Annotated in this window: 16 protein-coding genes; all 16 read right to left on the bottom strand. The window is 58.6% G+C overall.

Translation table 11 applies throughout. The features are described 5' to 3' along the window. Positions 1–357: 357 nt before the first annotated feature. Positions 358–2,193 carry a glutamine--fructose-6-phosphate transaminase (isomerizing) gene (glmS, locus tag ACYAS9_RS08190; protein ID WP_463567808.1) on the bottom strand — a complete coding sequence of 612 codons (1,836 nt, stop codon included), beginning with the start codon at positions 2,191–2,193 and terminating at the stop codon, positions 358–360. Between the two features lie 4 nt (positions 2,194–2,197). After that, positions 2,198–2,971, bottom strand: a complete 774-nt coding sequence (locus tag ACYAS9_RS08185) for a DeoR/GlpR family DNA-binding transcription regulator (protein WP_463567807.1) — start codon at positions 2,969–2,971, stop codon at positions 2,198–2,200. A 175-nt stretch (positions 2,972–3,146) separates the two neighbouring features. After that, positions 3,147–4,514, bottom strand: coding sequence for a bifunctional UDP-N-acetylglucosamine diphosphorylase/glucosamine-1-phosphate N-acetyltransferase GlmU (gene glmU, locus ACYAS9_RS08180; protein WP_463567806.1), 1,368 nt, complete (start codon positions 4,512–4,514; stop codon positions 3,147–3,149). Between the two features lie 80 nt (positions 4,515–4,594). Further along, the gene (locus tag ACYAS9_RS08175) at positions 4,595–5,020 is read right to left on the bottom strand and encodes a F0F1 ATP synthase subunit epsilon (protein ID WP_056840949.1); all 426 of its coding nucleotides are present in this window, start codon (positions 5,018–5,020) and stop codon (positions 4,595–4,597) included. A gap of 44 nt (positions 5,021–5,064) precedes the next feature. After that, on the bottom strand, positions 5,065–6,441 hold the full coding sequence (gene atpD, locus ACYAS9_RS08170; RefSeq protein ID WP_056840950.1) for a F0F1 ATP synthase subunit beta: 1,377 nt from the start codon (positions 6,439–6,441) through the stop codon (positions 5,065–5,067). A 27-nt stretch (positions 6,442–6,468) separates the two neighbouring features. Next, positions 6,469–7,329: a F0F1 ATP synthase subunit gamma gene (atpG, locus tag ACYAS9_RS08165; protein WP_459745921.1), complete on the bottom strand. Its 861-nt coding sequence runs from the start codon at positions 7,327–7,329 to the stop codon at positions 6,469–6,471. A gap of 49 nt (positions 7,330–7,378) precedes the next feature. Continuing rightward, on the bottom strand, positions 7,379–8,923 hold the full coding sequence (gene atpA, locus ACYAS9_RS08160) for a F0F1 ATP synthase subunit alpha (RefSeq protein ID WP_463567805.1): 1,545 nt from the start codon (positions 8,921–8,923) through the stop codon (positions 7,379–7,381). Between the two features lie 21 nt (positions 8,924–8,944). Further along, positions 8,945–9,481 (bottom strand): F0F1 ATP synthase subunit delta, encoded by a 537-nt coding sequence (locus ACYAS9_RS08155; protein ID WP_459745926.1) that lies wholly within the window; start codon positions 9,479–9,481, stop codon positions 8,945–8,947. Positions 9,482–9,493: 12 nt separating this feature from the next. After that, complete coding sequence (locus ACYAS9_RS08150) at positions 9,494–9,964, bottom strand: F0F1 ATP synthase subunit B (protein ID WP_459745929.1); 471 nt, start codon at positions 9,962–9,964, stop codon at positions 9,494–9,496. A gap of 57 nt (positions 9,965–10,021) precedes the next feature. After that, positions 10,022–10,279 carry a F0F1 ATP synthase subunit C gene (atpE, locus tag ACYAS9_RS08145; protein ID WP_002555987.1) on the bottom strand — a complete coding sequence of 86 codons (258 nt, stop codon included), beginning with the start codon at positions 10,277–10,279 and terminating at the stop codon, positions 10,022–10,024. A 134-nt stretch (positions 10,280–10,413) separates the two neighbouring features. Beyond that, positions 10,414–11,283 carry a F0F1 ATP synthase subunit A gene (atpB, locus tag ACYAS9_RS08140; protein ID WP_463567804.1) on the bottom strand — a complete coding sequence of 290 codons (870 nt, stop codon included), beginning with the start codon at positions 11,281–11,283 and terminating at the stop codon, positions 10,414–10,416. A gap of 7 nt (positions 11,284–11,290) precedes the next feature. Next, the gene (locus ACYAS9_RS08135) at positions 11,291–11,707 is read right to left on the bottom strand and encodes a F0F1 ATP synthase subunit I (protein WP_463567803.1); all 417 of its coding nucleotides are present in this window, start codon (positions 11,705–11,707) and stop codon (positions 11,291–11,293) included. A gap of 146 nt (positions 11,708–11,853) precedes the next feature. Next, positions 11,854–12,738, bottom strand: coding sequence for a ParB/RepB/Spo0J family partition protein (locus ACYAS9_RS08130; RefSeq protein WP_463567802.1), 885 nt, complete (start codon positions 12,736–12,738; stop codon positions 11,854–11,856). A 7-nt stretch (positions 12,739–12,745) separates the two neighbouring features. Next, the gene (locus tag ACYAS9_RS08125) at positions 12,746–13,540 is read right to left on the bottom strand and encodes a ParA family protein (RefSeq protein WP_463567801.1); all 795 of its coding nucleotides are present in this window, start codon (positions 13,538–13,540) and stop codon (positions 12,746–12,748) included. Positions 13,541–13,558: 18 nt separating this feature from the next. After that, on the bottom strand, positions 13,559–14,233 hold the full coding sequence (rsmG, locus tag ACYAS9_RS08120; protein ID WP_463567800.1) for a 16S rRNA (guanine(527)-N(7))-methyltransferase RsmG: 675 nt from the start codon (positions 14,231–14,233) through the stop codon (positions 13,559–13,561). After that, positions 14,230–16,122 (bottom strand): tRNA uridine-5-carboxymethylaminomethyl(34) synthesis enzyme MnmG, encoded by a 1,893-nt coding sequence (mnmG, locus tag ACYAS9_RS08115; RefSeq protein ID WP_463567799.1) that lies wholly within the window; start codon positions 16,120–16,122, stop codon positions 14,230–14,232. Before mnmG ends, rsmG begins: the two co-directional genes overlap by 4 nt. Positions 16,123–16,423: the final 301 nt, after the last annotated feature.

Below are 16,423 nucleotides of genomic sequence, written 5' to 3'. Positions count from 1 at the left end.
CAATGAAGGTTGTGTGGAGGCTGTAATCTTTGCCCAAACTGCTATTTATTGGAAAAGAAAATCTGATTTCTATATACGAACGAATCCAATATTTCATCTTTTTGGATATTCAGGTACATGATATTTTTGTATTCTCAGTAGATATTAAAACTGATAAATATCGATGCCATAGGCGTACTAAGCGTACGAGGTGAGAAATCGAACCCTTTGGGGAAATCGGTCTGGGTACGATTTTATGAGCCGTTGAAAAAGCTTAGACATCTGCTCAGGACGAGCAGGGGGTCAGGTACCGCGATCTCCCGACCCTCTGCGACAGTTTTAATTGTCAAAGATCAGCACTTGAACCGCCGGAATGACTTATTCCACGGTGACCGATTTGGCCAGGTTGCGTGGCTGATCCACATCCGTGCCTTTCAGCACCGCCACGTAATACGACAGCAATTGCAGCGGCAGCGTGTAAAGAATCGGTGCCAGCGTATCGCTGATGTGCGGCATCGAAATCACATGCGTGCCTTCGCCGTTACGCAGGTCGGCCTTCTCATCTGCAAACACAATCAACTCACCGCCACGGGCGCGGACTTCCTGCAGGTTGGACTTGAGCTTTTCCAGCAGTTCGTTGTTCGGCGCCACGGTGACGACGGGCATGTCGGCATCGACCAGCGCCAGCGGGCCGTGTTTGAGCTCGCCGGCCGGATAGGCTTCGGCGTGGATGTAGGAGATTTCCTTGAGCTTCAAGGCGCCTTCCATCGCCACCGGGAACTGCGCGCCACGGCCCAGGAACAGGGTGTGATGCTTCTCGGCGAACAGCTCGGCGACTTTCTCGACGGTGCTGTCCATGGCCAGGGCTTCGCCCAGACGCACCGGCAGGCGGCGCAGTTCTTCGACCAGTTCGGCTTCGACACCGGCTTCCAGGCTGCCTTTGACCTGGCCCAGCGACAGGGTCAGCAACAGCAGGGCCACCAGTTGCGTGGTGAAGGCTTTGGTCGAGGCCACGCCGATTTCCGGGCCGGCCTGGGTCAGCAGGGTCAGGTCCGATTCACGGACCAGCGAGCTGGTGCCGACGTTGCAGATCGCCAGGCTGGCCAGAAAACCCAGTTGCTTGGCGTTGCGCAGTGCGGCCAGGGTGTCGGCGGTTTCGCCGGACTGAGAGATCGAGACGAACAGCGTGTCGGGCTGCACGACCACCTTGCGGTAGCGGAACTCGCTGGCGACTTCGACCTGGCACGGAATACCAGCCAGGCCTTCGAGCCAGTAACGGGCAACCATGCCGGCGTGGTAGCTGGTGCCGCAGGCGACGATCTGTACGTTGCGCACCTTGGCAAACAGCTCGGCGGCCTGCGGGCCGAAGGCATGCACCAGGACTTGTTGCTGGCCAAGACGGCCTTCGAGGGTGCGCTGCACGACTTTGGGCTGCTCGTGGATTTCCTTGAGCATGAAGTGGCGGTAGGCGCCCTTGTCCGCGGCTTCGATGCCTTCACGCACCTGGATGGTTTCACGCGCCACCGGCTGGCCGTCCACGCTCCAGATCTGCACGTTGTCGCGGCGGATTTCGGCGATGTCGCCCTCTTCCAGATAGACGAAACGGTCAGTGACCTGACGCAACGCCAGCGGGTCGGAAGCCAGGAAGTTTTCGCCAAGGCCCAGGCCGATCACCAGCGGGCTGCCACTGCGGGCAGCGAGCAGACGATCGGGCTGGCTGGCGCTGATCACTGCCAGGCCATAGGCACCGTGCAGCTCCTTGACCGCCGCCTTCAGCGCCGCCCCAAGGTCGGGAGTGCTCTTGAGCTTGTGGTTGAGCAGGTGAACGATGGTTTCGGTGTCGGTATCGGACTCGAATACATAACCCAGCGCCTTGAGCTGTTCGCGCAGGGCTTCGTGGTTTTCGATGATGCCGTTATGCACAACCGCCAGATCGCTGCCTGAAAAGTGCGGGTGGGCGTTGCGCTCGCTCGGCGCACCGTGCGTTGCCCAACGGGTGTGGGCGATGCCCAGGCGACCGGTCAGTGGCTCACCGGCCAGGGCCTGTTCCAGCTCGCTGACCTTGCCGAGACGGCGACGGCGTTCAAGAACACCTTCGTTGTTGAAGATGGCCACGCCTGCGCTGTCGTAGCCACGGTATTCAAGACGCTTGAGGCCTTCGATCAGGATGGCTGTAATGCTGCGCTCAGCAACGGCGCCAACGATTCCACACATGGTTTTACTCCTGGCTGGCAGCGGCACAAATCAATGTGATGCCGCGGGCTTGTATCTGTTCGCGAGCCGCAGCGGGCAGGCGTTCATCGGTAATAAGGGTATGGATACTGCCCCAGGGCAGTTCCAGATTGGGAATTCGGCGCCCGACCTTGTCGGCTTCGACCATGACCACGACTTCACGTGCAACTTCGGCCATCACCCGGCTCAGGCCCAACAGCTCATTGAAGGTGGTGGTGCCGCGTTGCAGGTCGATGCCGTCGGCACCGATGAACAACTGATCAAAGTCGTAAGAGCGCAGCACCAGTTCGGCGACCTGCCCCTGGAACGACTCCGAATGCGGGTCCCATGTGCCGCCGGTCATCAGCAGCACCGGTTCCGGTTCCAGTTCGTTCAGGGCGCGGGCAACATTCAACGAGTTGGTCATGACCACCAGCCCAGGCTTGGCGCCCAGTTCCGGAATCAGCGCGGCCGTGGTGCTGCCGCTGTCGACGATGATGCGCGCATGTTCACGAATGCGCTGGGCAGCGGCGCGAGCAATGGCCTGTTTATAAGTCGAGGCCGGCTGACTGTTATCAACAATCAGCTCATGTGGCACGGTCACCGCGCCACCGTAACGGCGCAGCAGCAGGCCATTGCTTTCCAGAGCGGTCAGATCCTTTCGGATCGTAACTTCAGAGGTTTCGAAACGACGTGCGAGGCTGTCCACGGTGACCTCGCCCAACTCATTGAGCAGGCTAAGGATATCGTGGCGACGCTGAGGTGTATTACGTTTCGACATTTTCTGATTAAGTTTCGATTCGAAAGATAAGGACGCAATCAAAACCTATTGGAGACGACACGTCAAGCCTGTGAATAACCTGACGTGCCTGAACCGGCGGGATAAGTCTGAAACCACTGTATAACTTCACAGTACATTGTCTGAAAAGTTATACAGTCGACCATTGTGAATAACTTCAGTCTTTTTTGACCTTCACCGGCCGCTTCCAGCCTTCGATGTTGCGCTGCCGGGCGCGGGCCACGGCCAGTTGCTCGACGGGCACATCCTGGGTGATGGTAGAACCGGCTGCCGTGGTAGCGCCCGAAGAGATATCCACAGGCGCGACCAGCGAGTTGTTGGAGCCGATGAATACATCTTCACCGATCACGGTCTTGTGTTTGTTGGCGCCATCGTAGTTACAGGTGATGGTGCCGGCACCGATATTGGTCTGCGCGCCGATATCGGCATCGCCCAGGTAGGTCAGGTGACCGGCCTTGGCGCCCACGCCCAGGCGGGCGTTTTTCAGTTCGACAAAGTTACCCACATGCGCCTGCGCTTCGAGCACGCTGCCCGGACGCAGCCGCGCAAATGGGCCGGCATCACTGCCCTCGCCCAGCACCGCGCCGTCGAGATGACTGTTGGCCTTGATGACCACGCCCTTGCGCAGGGTGCTGTCCTTGATCACGCAGTTGGGACCGATGACCACGTCATCCTCGATCACCACACGGCCTTCGAGGATCACGTTGATGTCGATCAGCACGTCGCGGCCGACGCTGACTTCACCCCGCACATCGAAGCGCGCCGGGTCGCGCAGGGTCACGCCGGCGGCCATCAGGCGGCGGGCGGCACGCAACTGGTAATGACGCTCCAGCTCGGACAACTGACGGCGGTCGTTGGCGCCCTGCACTTCCATCGGGTCATGCGGCTGCTCGGTGGCCACCACCAGGCCGTCGTTGACTGCCATGGCGATCACGTCGGTCAGGTAATACTCGCCCTGGGCATTGTTGTTGGACAGGCGGCCCAGCCAGTCGGCCAAGCGCTTGCCTGGCACGGCGAGAATGCCGGTGTTGCCTTCCTGAATGGCTTTCTGTGCCTCGCTGGCGTCCTTGTGTTCGACGATGGCGCTGACCTTGCCCTGTGCGTCGCGCACGATGCGGCCATAGCCGGTCGGGTCGTCGAGGGTTACGGTCAGCAGACCCAGTTGTCCGGGGGTGACCCGCGTGAGCAGGCGCTGCAGGGTTTCGACCTCGATCAGCGGTACATCGCCATACAGAATCAGCACGGTTTCGGCGGTCAGCACCGGCAGGGCCTGAGCCACGGCGTGGCCGGTGCCCAGTTGCTTGTCTTGCAGGACGAAATTGAGATCGTCGGCGGCCAGTTGCTCACGCACGGCATCGGCACCGTGGCCGATGACCACGTGAATCCCCTGCGGGGACAGTTGACGTGCGCTGTGGATAACGTGACCGAGCATGGAGTTGCCGGCCACCGGGTGCAGCACCTTGGGCAGGGCCGAACGCATCCGGGTACCCTGGCCTGCAGCGAGAATGACGATATCGAGAGACATGAAAGACCTGGAATTGCAGAAAAAGAAAAAGGGTAGCCGAGGCTACCCTTTTACTCAATCGCGCAGGGAGTACAGCGGAATTAACCGCCGTATTTCTTGCGAATCTGCTGAACGGTGCGCAGCTGAGCTGTCGCCTCGGCCAGACGTGCGGCGGCGGCACTGTAGTCGAAATCCGCGCCTTTTTCGTTCAGGGCCTTCTCGGCAGCCTTGACGGAATCCTGTGCGGAAGCCTCGTCCAGGTCGGCAGCACGTTGCACGGTATCGGCAAGCACCTTGACCATGTTCGGCTGCACTTCGAGGAAACCACCGGAGATGTAGAACACCTCGCGGTCACCGCCCTGCTTGGTCAGCGTGATCGGACCTGGCTTGAGATTGGTAATCAGCGGCGCGTGGCCCGGGGCGATACCAAGATCACCCAGGTTGCCGTGCGCTACTACCATCTCGACCAGACCGGAAAAGATTTCTCCTTCCGCGCTGACGATATCGCAATGGACTGTTATAGCCATGTGCTTGCCTCAACCTGATTAGCGCCCCTTGCGGGGCGCCGGGATTACAGTTTCTTGGCTTTCTCGATCGCTTCTTCGATGCCGCCGACCATGTAGAACGCTTGTTCTGGCAGGTGGTCGTAGTCACCGTTGAGGATGCCTTTGAAGCCAGCAATGGTGTCTTTCAGGGAAACGTATTTGCCTGGAGAACCGGTGAAGACTTCAGCCACGAAGAACGGCTGGGACAGGAAGCGCTGGATCTTACGAGCGCGGGATACCAGTTGCTTGTCGGTTTCGGACAGTTCGTCCATACCCAGAATCGCAATGATGTCCTTCAGCTCTTTGTAGCGCTGCAGCACGTACTGAACACCGCGAGCGGTTTCGTAGTGCTCGTTGCCGATCACGTTCGGGTCCAGCTGGCGCGAAGTCGAGTCCAGTGGATCGACCGCCGGGTAGATACCCAGGGAAGCGATGTCACGGGACAGTACGACGGTGGCGTCCAAGTGGGCGAAGGTGGTCGCCGGCGACGGGTCGGTCAAGTCGTCCGCAGGTACGTAAACGGCCTGGATCGAGGTGATCGAGCCGTGCTTGGTGGAGGTAATACGCTCCTGCAGCACGCCCATCTCTTCGGCCAGAGTCGGTTGGTAACCTACTGCCGAAGGCATACGGCCCAGCAGTGCGGATACTTCGGTACCGGCCAGGGTGTAACGATAGATGTTGTCGACGAACAGCAGAACGTCGTTACCTTCGTCACGGAACTTCTCGGCCATGGTCAGACCGGTCAGCGCTACGCGCAGACGGTTTCCCGGTGGCTCGTTCATCTGACCGTAGACCAGGGCTACCTTGTCGAGAACGTTGGAGTCCTTCATCTCGTGGTAGAAGTCGTTACCCTCACGAGTACGCTCACCCACACCTGCGAACACGGAATAACCGCTGTGCTCGATGGCGATGTTACGGATCAGTTCCATCATGTTTACGGTCTTGCCGACACCGGCACCACCGAACAGACCGACTTTACCGCCTTTGGCGAACGGGCAGACCAGGTCGATAACCTTGATGCCGGTTTCCAGCAGGTCGTTGCCGCCTGCCTGCTCTGCGAAGGAAGGCGCGGCGCGGTGAATGCCCCAACGCTCTTCTTCGCCGATAGGACCTGCTTCGTCGATCGGGTTGCCGAGGACGTCCATGATCCGGCCCAGAGTCGCTTTACCGACTGGGACGGCAATGGCTGCGCCACTGTCGACAACATCCAGACCGCGCTTCAGGCCTTCGGTGGAGCCCATCGCAATGGTACGAACCACGCCGTCGCCCAGCTGTTGCTGAACTTCCAGAGTGGTTTCCGCGCCTTGTACTTTCAGCGCGTTGTAGACACTCGGCACGGCATCACGTGGGAATTCCACGTCGATGACGGCGCCGATGATTTGAACGATACGTCCGCTACTCATAGCTGGATCCTCTGAATATTTGAACCGTTAAACCGCGGCAGCGCCGCCGACGATTTCCGAGATCTCCTGGGTGATCGCAGCCTGACGCGCCTTGTTGTAGATCAGCTGGAGGTCGCTGATCAGGTCACCGGCGTTGTCTGTGGCGTTTTTCATGGCGATCATCCGGGCAGCCTGTTCGGCCGCATTGTTCTCGACCACCGCCTGGTAGACCTGCGATTCCACGTAGCGAACCATCAAGCCGTCGAGCAGCTCCTTGGCATCGGGTTCGTAGAGGTAGTCCCAGTGATGCTTGAGGCCTTGATCCGGGGTTGCCACCAGCGGTACCAGTTGCTCGACCGTTGGCTGTTGCGTCATGGTGTTGATGAACTTGTTCGAGACGACCGACAGGCGATCGATACGACCGTCCAGGTAGGCATCGAGCATGACCTTGACGCTACCGATCAGATCATTGATCGATGGTGCTTCGCCCAGGTGGCTGACTGCGGCCACGACGTTACCGCCGAAGCTGCGGAAGAAAGCCGCGCCCTTGCTGCCGATCACGCACAGGTCGATTTCGATCCCCTGTCCGCGAGTCTCGTTCATGTCCTTGACCAGAGCCTTGAACAGGTTGGTGTTCAAGCCGCCGCACAAACCACGGTCACTGCTCACAACCACATAGCCGGCGCGCTTTACAGGGCGCTCGATCATGAACGGGTGGCGGTATTCCGGGTTGGCGTTGGCCAGATGACCAATCACCTGGCGGATACGCTCCGCATAGGGACGGCTAGCAGCCATGCGCATTTGAGCCTTGCGCATTTTGCTGACCGCCACTTTTTCCATGGCGCTGGTAATTTTTTGCGTGCTTTTGATGCTCGCAATCTTACTGCGAATCTCTTTTGCGCCTGCCATGTATCACCTATCAGGTTAGCAAGCGGGGGCTGTTAGCCCCCGCTGCGGCTTACCAGGTTTGGGTGGCCTTGAACTTCTCGATACCGGCTTTCATGCCAGCGTCGATTTCGTCATTGAAGTCACCCTTCACGTTGATCTTCGCCAACAGCTCGGCGTGATCGCGGTGGAAGTAGGCAATCAGCGCTTGTTCGAAGCTGCCGATCTTGGTGATTTCGACGTCGGTCAGGAACCCACGCTCGGCGGCATACAGCGACAGCGCCATGTCAGCGATCGACATAGGTGCGTATTGCTTCTGCTTCATCAGTTCGGTAACGCGCTGACCGTGCTCAAGCTGCTTGCGGGTGGCTTCGTCCAGGTCAGAAGCGAACTGGGCGAATGCCGCCAGTTCACGGTACTGAGCCAGAGCGGTACGGATACCACCGGACAGCTTCTTGATGATCTTGGTCTGGGCAGCACCACCGACACGCGATACCGAAACACCGGCGTTCACTGCAGGACGGATGCCCGAGTTGAACATGGCCGATTCCAGGAAGATCTGACCGTCGGTGATGGAAATCACGTTGGTCGGAACGAACGCGGAAACGTCGCCAGCCTGGGTTTCGATGATCGGCAGAGCGGTCAGGGAACCGGTTTTGCCGGTCACTGCGCCATTGGTGAACTTCTCTACGTACTCTTCGGAAACGCGCGATGCACGCTCCAGCAGACGGGAGTGGAGATAGAACACGTCACCCGGGTAGGCTTCACGGCCTGGTGGACGGCGCAGCAGCAGGGAAATCTGGCGGTAAGCCACTGCTTGCTTGGACAGATCGTCATAAACGATCAGCGCGTCTTCACCGCGGTCGCGGAAGAATTCACCCATGGTGCAGCCAGAGTACGGAGCCAGGAACTGCAGAGCAGCCGATTCCGATGCGCTTGCCGCGACGATGATGGTGTTGGCCAGTGCGCCGTTTTCTTCCAGCTTGCGAACCACGTTGGCGATGGTCGATTGCTTCTGACCGATGGCAACGTAGACGCAGAAAATGCCGCTGTCTTTCTGGTTGATGATCGCGTCGATCGCCAGAGCGGTTTTACCGATCTGACGGTCACCGATGATCAGCTCGCGCTGGCCACGGCCGACAGGAATCATGGCATCGACAGCCTTGTAGCCAGTCTGTACAGGCTGGTCTACCGACTTACGCCAGATCACGCCTGGAGCAACTTTCTCGACCGCATCGGTCTCGGTGTTGTTCAGCGGACCTTTGCCATCGATCGGGTTGCCCAGTGCGTCGACAACGCGACCCAGCAGTTCCTTACCTACCGGAACTTCCAGGATGCGGCCAGTGCACTTGGCGCTCATGCCTTCGGCCAGGGTGGTATAGCCACCCAGAACCACTGCACCTACGGAGTCTTGCTCCAGGTTCAGGGCCATGCCGTAGACGCCGCCAGGGAACTCGATCATTTCGCCGTACATAACGTCGGCCAGACCGTGAATCCGCACGATACCGTCAGACACGCTGACGACAGTGCCTTCGTTACGGGCTTGGGAGGTTACATCGAGTTTCTCGATGCGACCCTTGATGATTTCACTTATTTCGGAAGGATTGAGTTGCTGCATTGCTCTGCTGCCCCTTCAAACTCAAGATTTCAATGCTTCGGCCAGTTTCGCGAGTTTGCCGCGAACTGAGCCATCGATAACCAGGTCGCCGGCGCGGATAACGACGCCACCAATAAGGCTGGCATCCTCCGCAGCATGCAGGCGCACTTCCCGGCCGAGCCGTGCACTGAGAACCTTGGCGAGTTTGTCTTGCTGTTCTTGGTTCAATGCGAACGCACTGGTCACATCAACGTCTACCGATTTTTCCTGCTCGGCCTTGTACAGGTCGAACAGGGCGGCAATCTCCGGCAACAGCAGGAGACGGTCGTTTTCGGCTACGACATTGATGAAATTCTGTGCCTTCTCATCAACCTTGTCGCCGCACACTTCGATAAAAGTGGCGGCCTTTTGTGCGCTCGTCAGTCGCGGGGCCTTGAGCAGGCGCTGCATGGTGTCATCTTGTGACACCGCAGCAGCCAGGCCGAGCATGGCTGACCAATTGGCCAGTTGCTGGTGAGCCTGAGCGTGCTCGAAGGCCGCCTTCGCGTAAGGTCGGGCCAACGTGGTCAGTTCTGCCATGATCGCCCTCGCTTAAATTTCAGCAGCCAGTTTATTGACCAGCTCTGCGTGCGCGTTTTGATCGATTGTGGAGCCCAGGATCTTCTCGGCGCCATTGACTGCCAGGCTACCCAGTTGGGCGCGCAGCGCGTCTTTGACACTGTTCAGTTCTTGCTCGATCTCGGCCTGAGCCTGAGCCTTCACACGGTCAGCTTCGACACGAGCCTGTTCACGGGCCTCGTCGACGATCTGGTTACCGCGTTTCTTGGCTTGCTCAATGATCTCGGCTGCCTGAGCCTTGGCTTCGCGCAATTGGTTGCCGGCCTTTTCTTGGGCCAGCTCCAGGTCGCGAGCAGCTCGAGAGGCAGCGTCCAATCCATCCGCAATCTTCTTCTGACGTTCGCGCAAAGCAGTGATGACCGGAGGCCATACATACTTCATGCAAAACAGTACAAAGATCGCGAACGCAATGCTCTGGCCAATCAAGGTTGCATTAATGTTCACGCCAACACCTCGCTCTTACGTTGTCCATCCCACTCATCAACTCGAAAAGTCGAGTGATTAGCCAGCGAGTTGACCAACGAAGGGGTTTGCGAAGGTGAAGAACAGGGCGATACCAACACCGATCATGGTTACGGCGTCGAGCAGGCCGGCGACGATGAACATTTTGACCTGCAGCATTGGAACCATTTCTGGCTGGCGAGCTGCGCCTTCCAGGAATTTACCGCCCAACAGGCCGAAGCCGATTGCAGTACCCAGTGCGCCCAGGCCGATCAACAGTGCAACAGCGATAGCGGTAAGACCAACTACAGTTTCCATCTTTCCTCCCGACTTTTACGTCGTATTGGTTAGGTTTTTTAGATTGAAGCGATAAAACAGAATCGTGAGTACATCAGCCCTCGCGGGCACCCTCTCACCGAAGCGAGAGGGTTCAGAAACGCCGCGAGGCGATCTTAGTGGTTATCTTCGTGAGCCATCGACAGATAGACGATGGTCAGCATCATGAAGATAAAGGCTTGCAGGGTGATGATCAGAATGTGGAACACCGCCCAGGCCCATTGCAGGACGATGCCCAGGCCGCTGAGCCACAACAGGCCAGCACCGAACATCACGGCAATGAGGATGAAGACCAGTTCGCCGGCGTACATGTTACCGAACAGACGCAGTGCCAGAGAGATTGGCTTGGCGATCAGGGTCACGAATTCCAGCAGGAAGTTCACCGGGATCAGCAGGGCCTGAACGAAGACGTTCTTGCTGCCGAACGGGTGCAGGGTCAGTTCGCCGATGAAGCCGCCGATGCCCTTGATCTTGATGCTGTAGAAAATGATCAGTGCGAACACCGACAGGGCCATGCCCAGGGTCGCGTTCGGGTCAGTGGTCGGTACGGCACGGAAGAAGATGTGCTCGTTGCCGCTGATCTTGGCAGCCAGAACCGGAATCCAGTCCACCGGCACCAGGTCGATGGCGTTCATCATGAACACCCAGGCGAAGATGGTCAGGGCCAGAGGCGCGATCACGGCGCTGCGGCCATGGAAGCTGTCTCTCACGCTGCCGTCGACGAACTCGACCAGCACTTCAACGAAGTTCTGCAAGGCGCCCGGCTGGCCGGAAGTGGCCTTCTTGGCTGCCATACGGAAAATGAGAATGAAAAGTGCGCCCAGTGCGACCGACCAGCCGAGGGTATCGACGTGGAAGGCCCAAAAGCCCATTTCCTTTGCTTCTGCTGCGGTGTGGGCAAAGCCCCAGTTGCCATCAGCGAGCCGACCGAAGGTCAGGTTCTGCAAGTGGTGCTGGATATAGCCCGAAGCGGTTTCTGCTGCCATGGTTGCCTCAAACGCCCTTAGGTCTGGAAAGTCTTGTTCTCATCAACAGGGGAGCGAACCAGTTGACCGCCTGGATCAACATGAACACGCCAAATACAGCCAGTGGCGCCAATGGCTTCACCCCTGCGAACGTCAATGCAAAAAGCACCGCCGTCAAAATCAGTTTGCCTGCCTCGCCGGCGTAAAAAGACCGGACGATGGCTCTGGCGGCTCTGGCCCCGGAAAACCGGAATGCCTTGTGAGCAAAATACACATTGGGCAGCCACGCTATCAGGCCCCCACAAAGCCCCGAATATCCGGCTACGACTCCCTTCCACTGCCACAGCGCCAAGGCAGCCAGCAGAACGACGATCACTTGTGCCACCAAAACCGGGAAGACCGCGAGGCGGTGGAACGGCAGGCGGTCTGGCTTGCGGGATTCCATCGCAACAGCTCCTCGGTTGTCGGTAGCCATCATCGTTAACTTGGCATAATTTGTGCCGACAAAATGCGCGCAGAGTATAGGGGCGGTTCAGCCCTCGTTCAACTCCAAGGAACCGATTTCCGACTACACGTTACAGCGCAATTGTTTCAGCGGATGTGAGCAAGGACACCTTGCAACTCGTCCAGCGAGTTATACCGGATCACCAGTTGCCCCTTGCCCTTCTGACCGTGGCGGATCTGCACCGCAGAGCCCAAACGCTCTGCCAGACGCTGTTCCAGTCGACTTATATCGGGATCGGCGCGTGGTGCTTCGACAGGCTCCGGTGCACTGCTCAGCCACTGCCGGACCAACGCTTCGGTCTGCCGTACGGTCAGCCCGCGTGCGACAACGTGTCGCGCCCCTTCAACCTGCCGATCTTCAGGCAAACCGAGCAATGCACGCGCATGACCCATTTCCAGGTCATTGTGCGACAGCATGGTCTTGATGACTTCAGGCAACGTGGTCAGGCGCAGCAGGTTGGCCACACTGACCCGCGACTTGCCGACCGCATCGGCGACCTGTTGCTGGGTCAGCTGGAATTCCTGCTGCAAGCGTTGCAGCGCCATCGCTTCATCGACCGAATTGAGGTTTTCACGCTGGATGTTCTCGATCAGCGCCATCGCAATGGCGGTTTCATCGGGGACATCGCGCACCATGGCCGGAATCGTCTCGACGCCGGCCTGCTGGCTCGCCCGCCAGCGGCGCTCACCGGCGATGATTTCGAAGCGGTCGTTGCCGATCGGACGAATCACGATCGGCTGCATGACGCCCTGGGCACGAATCGACTGGGCCAGTTCTTCCAGCGCAGTAGGATCCATGTCGCGGCGCGGCTGGTATTTGCCACGCTGAATCTTGTCCAGGGGCACATGCTGCAGCTCGCGCTGATCGATTTTGCTGGCCTGTTCTTCCAGCAATGTGACGGTCGGGATGCTGCTCGGACTGCTCAGCAGTGCATCCAGCCCACGTCCGAGACCTCTTTTTTTCACGGCCATGGTTCCCTCAGGTGAGCTTGGCAGCTGCTTTCGCATTGCGACGTTGACGACGGACCAGTTCACCGGCAAAAGCCAGATAGGCCATGGCTCCGCGTGACGACTTGTCGTAAGCGAGCACCGGCATGCCGAAGCTCGGCGCTTCGGCCAGACGGACGTTGCGCGGGATCACGGTGTCGTACAGCTGGTCACCGAAGTGTTCCTTGAGCTGGGCCGAGACATCGTTGCTCAGGCTCAGGCGCGGATCGTACATGGTGCGCAGCAAGCCTTCGACCTTCAGATTCGGATTGAGCATCTCGCCGATACGCTTGATGTTATCCACAAGGTCGCTCAAGCCTTCCAGTGCGAAGTACTCGCACTGCATGGGGATAATCACCCCATCGGCGGCCACCAGGGCATTGAGGGTCAGCATCGACAGCGACGGCGGGCAGTCGATGAGAATGAAATCGTAGTTCTCGCGGATCGGCGCCAGCGCATTGCGCAGGCGACTCTCTTTCATCTGCATTTCCAGCAGGACCACTTCACCGGCCGTCAGGTCGCGGTTGGCGGGCAGCAACTGGTAACCGCCATGCTCGGAAAACTTCATGGCCTGGGCCAGATCGCATTCGCCGATCAGCAGGTCATAAATCGAGTTTTCCAGGGTGTGTTTATCCACACCACTGCCCATGGTGGCATTGCCTTGTGGATCGAGATCGATCAACAGCACGCGGCGCTTGGTCGCGACCAATGACGCGGCGAGGTTGATGCAGGTGGTGGTCTTGCCCACTCCACCCTTCTGGTTCGCTATCGCGAATACCTTAGCCATTCTTGCTTGTGTTCCCAGTCATGCCGTGCGGCGCAGTATCAGCAGATGGCGTTGGCCTTGGCAACCTGGAACGGCCAAGGCCTGAGCGCTATCGAGACGAAAATCTGCCGGCAATGCTAACAGCTCATCGCTCGGATGCAGCCCTTTCATTGCCAGCCAGCGTGTTTCGGTGTCACCCATGTGACGGGTCCAGCCGGCGAAATCCTCCAGGCTGCTGAACGCCCGGGAAATAATCCCGGTGTACGGCTGGCCTGGCTGGTACGTCTCGGCACGGCTGTGGATAACTTCAAGGTTGTCGAGTTTCAGTTCCAGTTTGACCTGGGTCTGGAAGCGGCTTTTCTTGCCATTGCTGTCGAGCAACGCAATGTGCGCCTGAGGAAACAGGATCGCCAGCGGAATGCCCGGCATGCCGCCGCCGCTGCCGACATCCAGCCAGCGCGCGCCGTCGATAACGGCGTCTGCACCGGAAGATGCTTTGACAAACGGCACCACGCTGAGGCTGTCGAGCAGATGCCGGGAAACCATTTCGTCCGGGTTGCGCACAGCGGTGAGGTTGTAAGCCTTGTTCCACTTGATCAACAGGGCCAGGTAAGCCAGCAACTGGCTGTGCTGGGTGTCGCTGAGCTCGATGCCCAGTTCACGCGCCCCTGTGGATAATTCTTCGGCGTGTTGCGGTGTCACCATGGCACTCAAGCGCTTTGCTCCAGCTCACGGCCTGCGCCGCGTTTTTTCAGGTGAATCAGTAACAGGGAAATCGCCGCCGGCGTGACGCCGGGGATACGCGAAGCCTGGCCCAGGGTCTCGGGACGAGTTATCCCCAGCTTGGACTGGATTTCCTTGGACAACCCGGAAATCGACGAATAGTCGATGTCTTCCGGCAGACGGGTGTCTTCGCTGGCACGCAGCCTGGCGATTTCGTCCTGTTGCCGGTCGATGTAACCGGCGTACTTGGTCTTGATCTCGACCTGCTCGGCGACTTGTGGATCGCTGCAGCCCTCACCGGTCAGTTCGACCAGACTGGCATAGTCGATTTCCGGACGGGTCAGCAGGTTCAGCAGGTTGTATTCATGGGTCAACGGCGTGCCGAAACGTTCGGCAATCGCATCGCCGCGCTCGGTGCCGGGGCGTACCCAGGTACTTTTCAGACGCTGTTCTTCACGTTCGATGCTTTCACGCTTGGTGCAGAACGCTGTCCAGCGCGCATCGTCGATCAATCCCAGCTCGCGGCCTTTTTCGGTCAGGCGCAGGTCGGCGTTGTCTTCGCGCAGGATCAGGCGGTATTCGGCCCGGGACGTGAACATCCGGTAGGGCTCTTGAGTACCGAGGGTAATCAGGTCGTCGACCAGTACACCCAGATACGCTTCATCGCGACGCGGGCACCAGCTTTCCTTGCCCTGCGCACGCAATGCCGCGTTGGTTCCGGCCAGCAAACCCTGGGCGCCCGCTTCTTCGTAGCCGGTGGTGCCATTGATTTGCCCGGCGAAGAACAGGCCGCCGATGACTTTGGTTTCGAGGCTGTACTTCAGGTCGCGTGGATCGAAGTAGTCGTACTCGATCGCATAGCCGGGCCGCACGATGTGGGCATTTTCCATGCCTTGAATCGAACGCACGACCTGCAACTGCACGTCGAATGGCAAGGAGGTCGAGATGCCATTCGGATACAGCTCATGGGTGTTCAGGCCTTCGGGCTCGATGAACACCTGATGGCTCTGCTTGTCGGCAAAACGATGAATCTTGTCTTCGATCGACGGGCAGTAACGCGGGCCAACGCCTTCGATCACGCCGGAATACATCGGCGAGCGATCCAGGTTGGCGGCGATGATCTCGTGGGTGCGCGTGTTGGTGTGGGTGATCCAGCAACTGACCTGACGCGGGTGCTGTTCCTTGTTGCCCAGAAACGACATGACCGGAATCGGCGTATCGCCCGGTTGTTCGGTCATGACCGAGAAATCCACCGAGCGGCCATCGATGCGTGGTGGCGTACCGGTTTTCAGGCGACCGACGCGCAGCGGCAGTTCACGCATGCGATGGGCCAGGGCAATCGAAGGCGGATCACCGGCACGACCGCCGGAATGATTCTGCAAACCGATGTGAATCAGCCCGCCAAGGAAGGTACCCGTGGTCAGGACCACAGAATCGGCGAGAAAACGCAGGCCCATCTGGGTCACGACGCCGCGTACCTGATCCTGTTCAACGATCAGGTCGTCGCAGGACTGCTGGAATATCCACAGATTGGGCTGGTTTTCCAGGATTTCCCGAATAACCGCCTTGTAGATGGCGCGGTCGGCCTGGGCACGAGTGGCACGTACCGCTGGGCCCTTGCGGCTGTTGAGCACGCGGAACTGAATACCGGCCATGTCGGTGGCGACAGCCATCGCACCGCCGAGCGCATCGATTTCCTTGACCAGATGGCTTTTACCGATGCCACCGATGGCAGGGTTGCAGCTCATATGGCCAAGGGTTTCCACGTTGTGCGTCAACAGCAGCGTTTTAACGCCCATGCGTGCCGAGGCGAGTGCCGCCTCGGTACCGGCATGACCGCCACCGATGACGATCACTTCAAAACGGGAAGGGAAATCCACCACGCACCTCGTGCCTGTTGTAGATGGGAAATTGGGATAGCTGACAAGTATAGGGACTTCACCCCTCTGAATGAAACCCGTTGAACAAAAAATGACCAGTCGTGCAAAAAGGTCGAGAGCTTAAAAAAATTAGAAAGAAAGAAATCTTTTAAAACCTTGTTTTTAATGCTTATGTTACTGAGGCACCTTTCTGTGGATAGATTGCTACAGGCCATGTTTTTCAATGTGTACAGAGTTTTTAAAGTCTGTACACAGGTGCCATTGGGGGCTATGGATAACTCTGTTTGGCCTGTGCATAAGA

The sequence above is a fragment of the Pseudomonas sp. HP_08 genome, assembly GCF_055284095.1.
Note: the sequence above shows the minus strand (reverse complement) of the source record. Positions and strands in the feature narration are given on the sequence as shown.

What these genes read in the sequence shown, in the direction of transcription:
- glmS (WP_463567808.1), bottom strand. Translation starts at nt 2,193, where the DNA reads ATGTGTGGAATCGTTGGCGCCGTTGCTGAGCGCAGCATTACAGCCATC.
- ACYAS9_RS08185 (WP_463567807.1), bottom strand. Translation starts at nt 2,971, where the DNA reads ATGTCGAAACGTAATACACCTCAGCGTCGCCACGATATCCTTAGCCTG.
- glmU (WP_463567806.1), bottom strand. Translation starts at nt 4,514, where the DNA reads ATGTCTCTCGATATCGTCATTCTCGCTGCAGGCCAGGGTACCCGGATG.
- ACYAS9_RS08175 (WP_056840949.1), bottom strand. Translation starts at nt 5,020, where the DNA reads ATGGCTATAACAGTCCATTGCGATATCGTCAGCGCGGAAGGAGAAATC.
- atpD (WP_056840950.1), bottom strand. Translation starts at nt 6,441, where the DNA reads ATGAGTAGCGGACGTATCGTTCAAATCATCGGCGCCGTCATCGACGTG.
- atpG (WP_459745921.1), bottom strand. Translation starts at nt 7,329, where the DNA reads ATGGCAGGCGCAAAAGAGATTCGCAGTAAGATTGCGAGCATCAAAAGC.
- atpA (WP_463567805.1), bottom strand. Translation starts at nt 8,923, where the DNA reads ATGCAGCAACTCAATCCTTCCGAAATAAGTGAAATCATCAAGGGTCGC.
- ACYAS9_RS08155 (WP_459745926.1), bottom strand. Translation starts at nt 9,481, where the DNA reads ATGGCAGAACTGACCACGTTGGCCCGACCTTACGCGAAGGCGGCCTTC.
- atpE (WP_002555987.1), bottom strand. Translation starts at nt 10,279, where the DNA reads ATGGAAACTGTAGTTGGTCTTACCGCTATCGCTGTTGCACTGTTGATC.
- atpB (WP_463567804.1), bottom strand. Translation starts at nt 11,283, where the DNA reads ATGGCAGCAGAAACCGCTTCGGGCTATATCCAGCACCACTTGCAGAAC.
- ACYAS9_RS08135 (WP_463567803.1), bottom strand. Translation starts at nt 11,707, where the DNA reads ATGGAATCCCGCAAGCCAGACCGCCTGCCGTTCCACCGCCTCGCGGTC.
- ACYAS9_RS08130 (WP_463567802.1), bottom strand. Translation starts at nt 12,738, where the DNA reads ATGGCCGTGAAAAAAAGAGGTCTCGGACGTGGGCTGGATGCACTGCTG.
- ACYAS9_RS08125 (WP_463567801.1), bottom strand. Translation starts at nt 13,540, where the DNA reads ATGGCTAAGGTATTCGCGATAGCGAACCAGAAGGGTGGAGTGGGCAAG.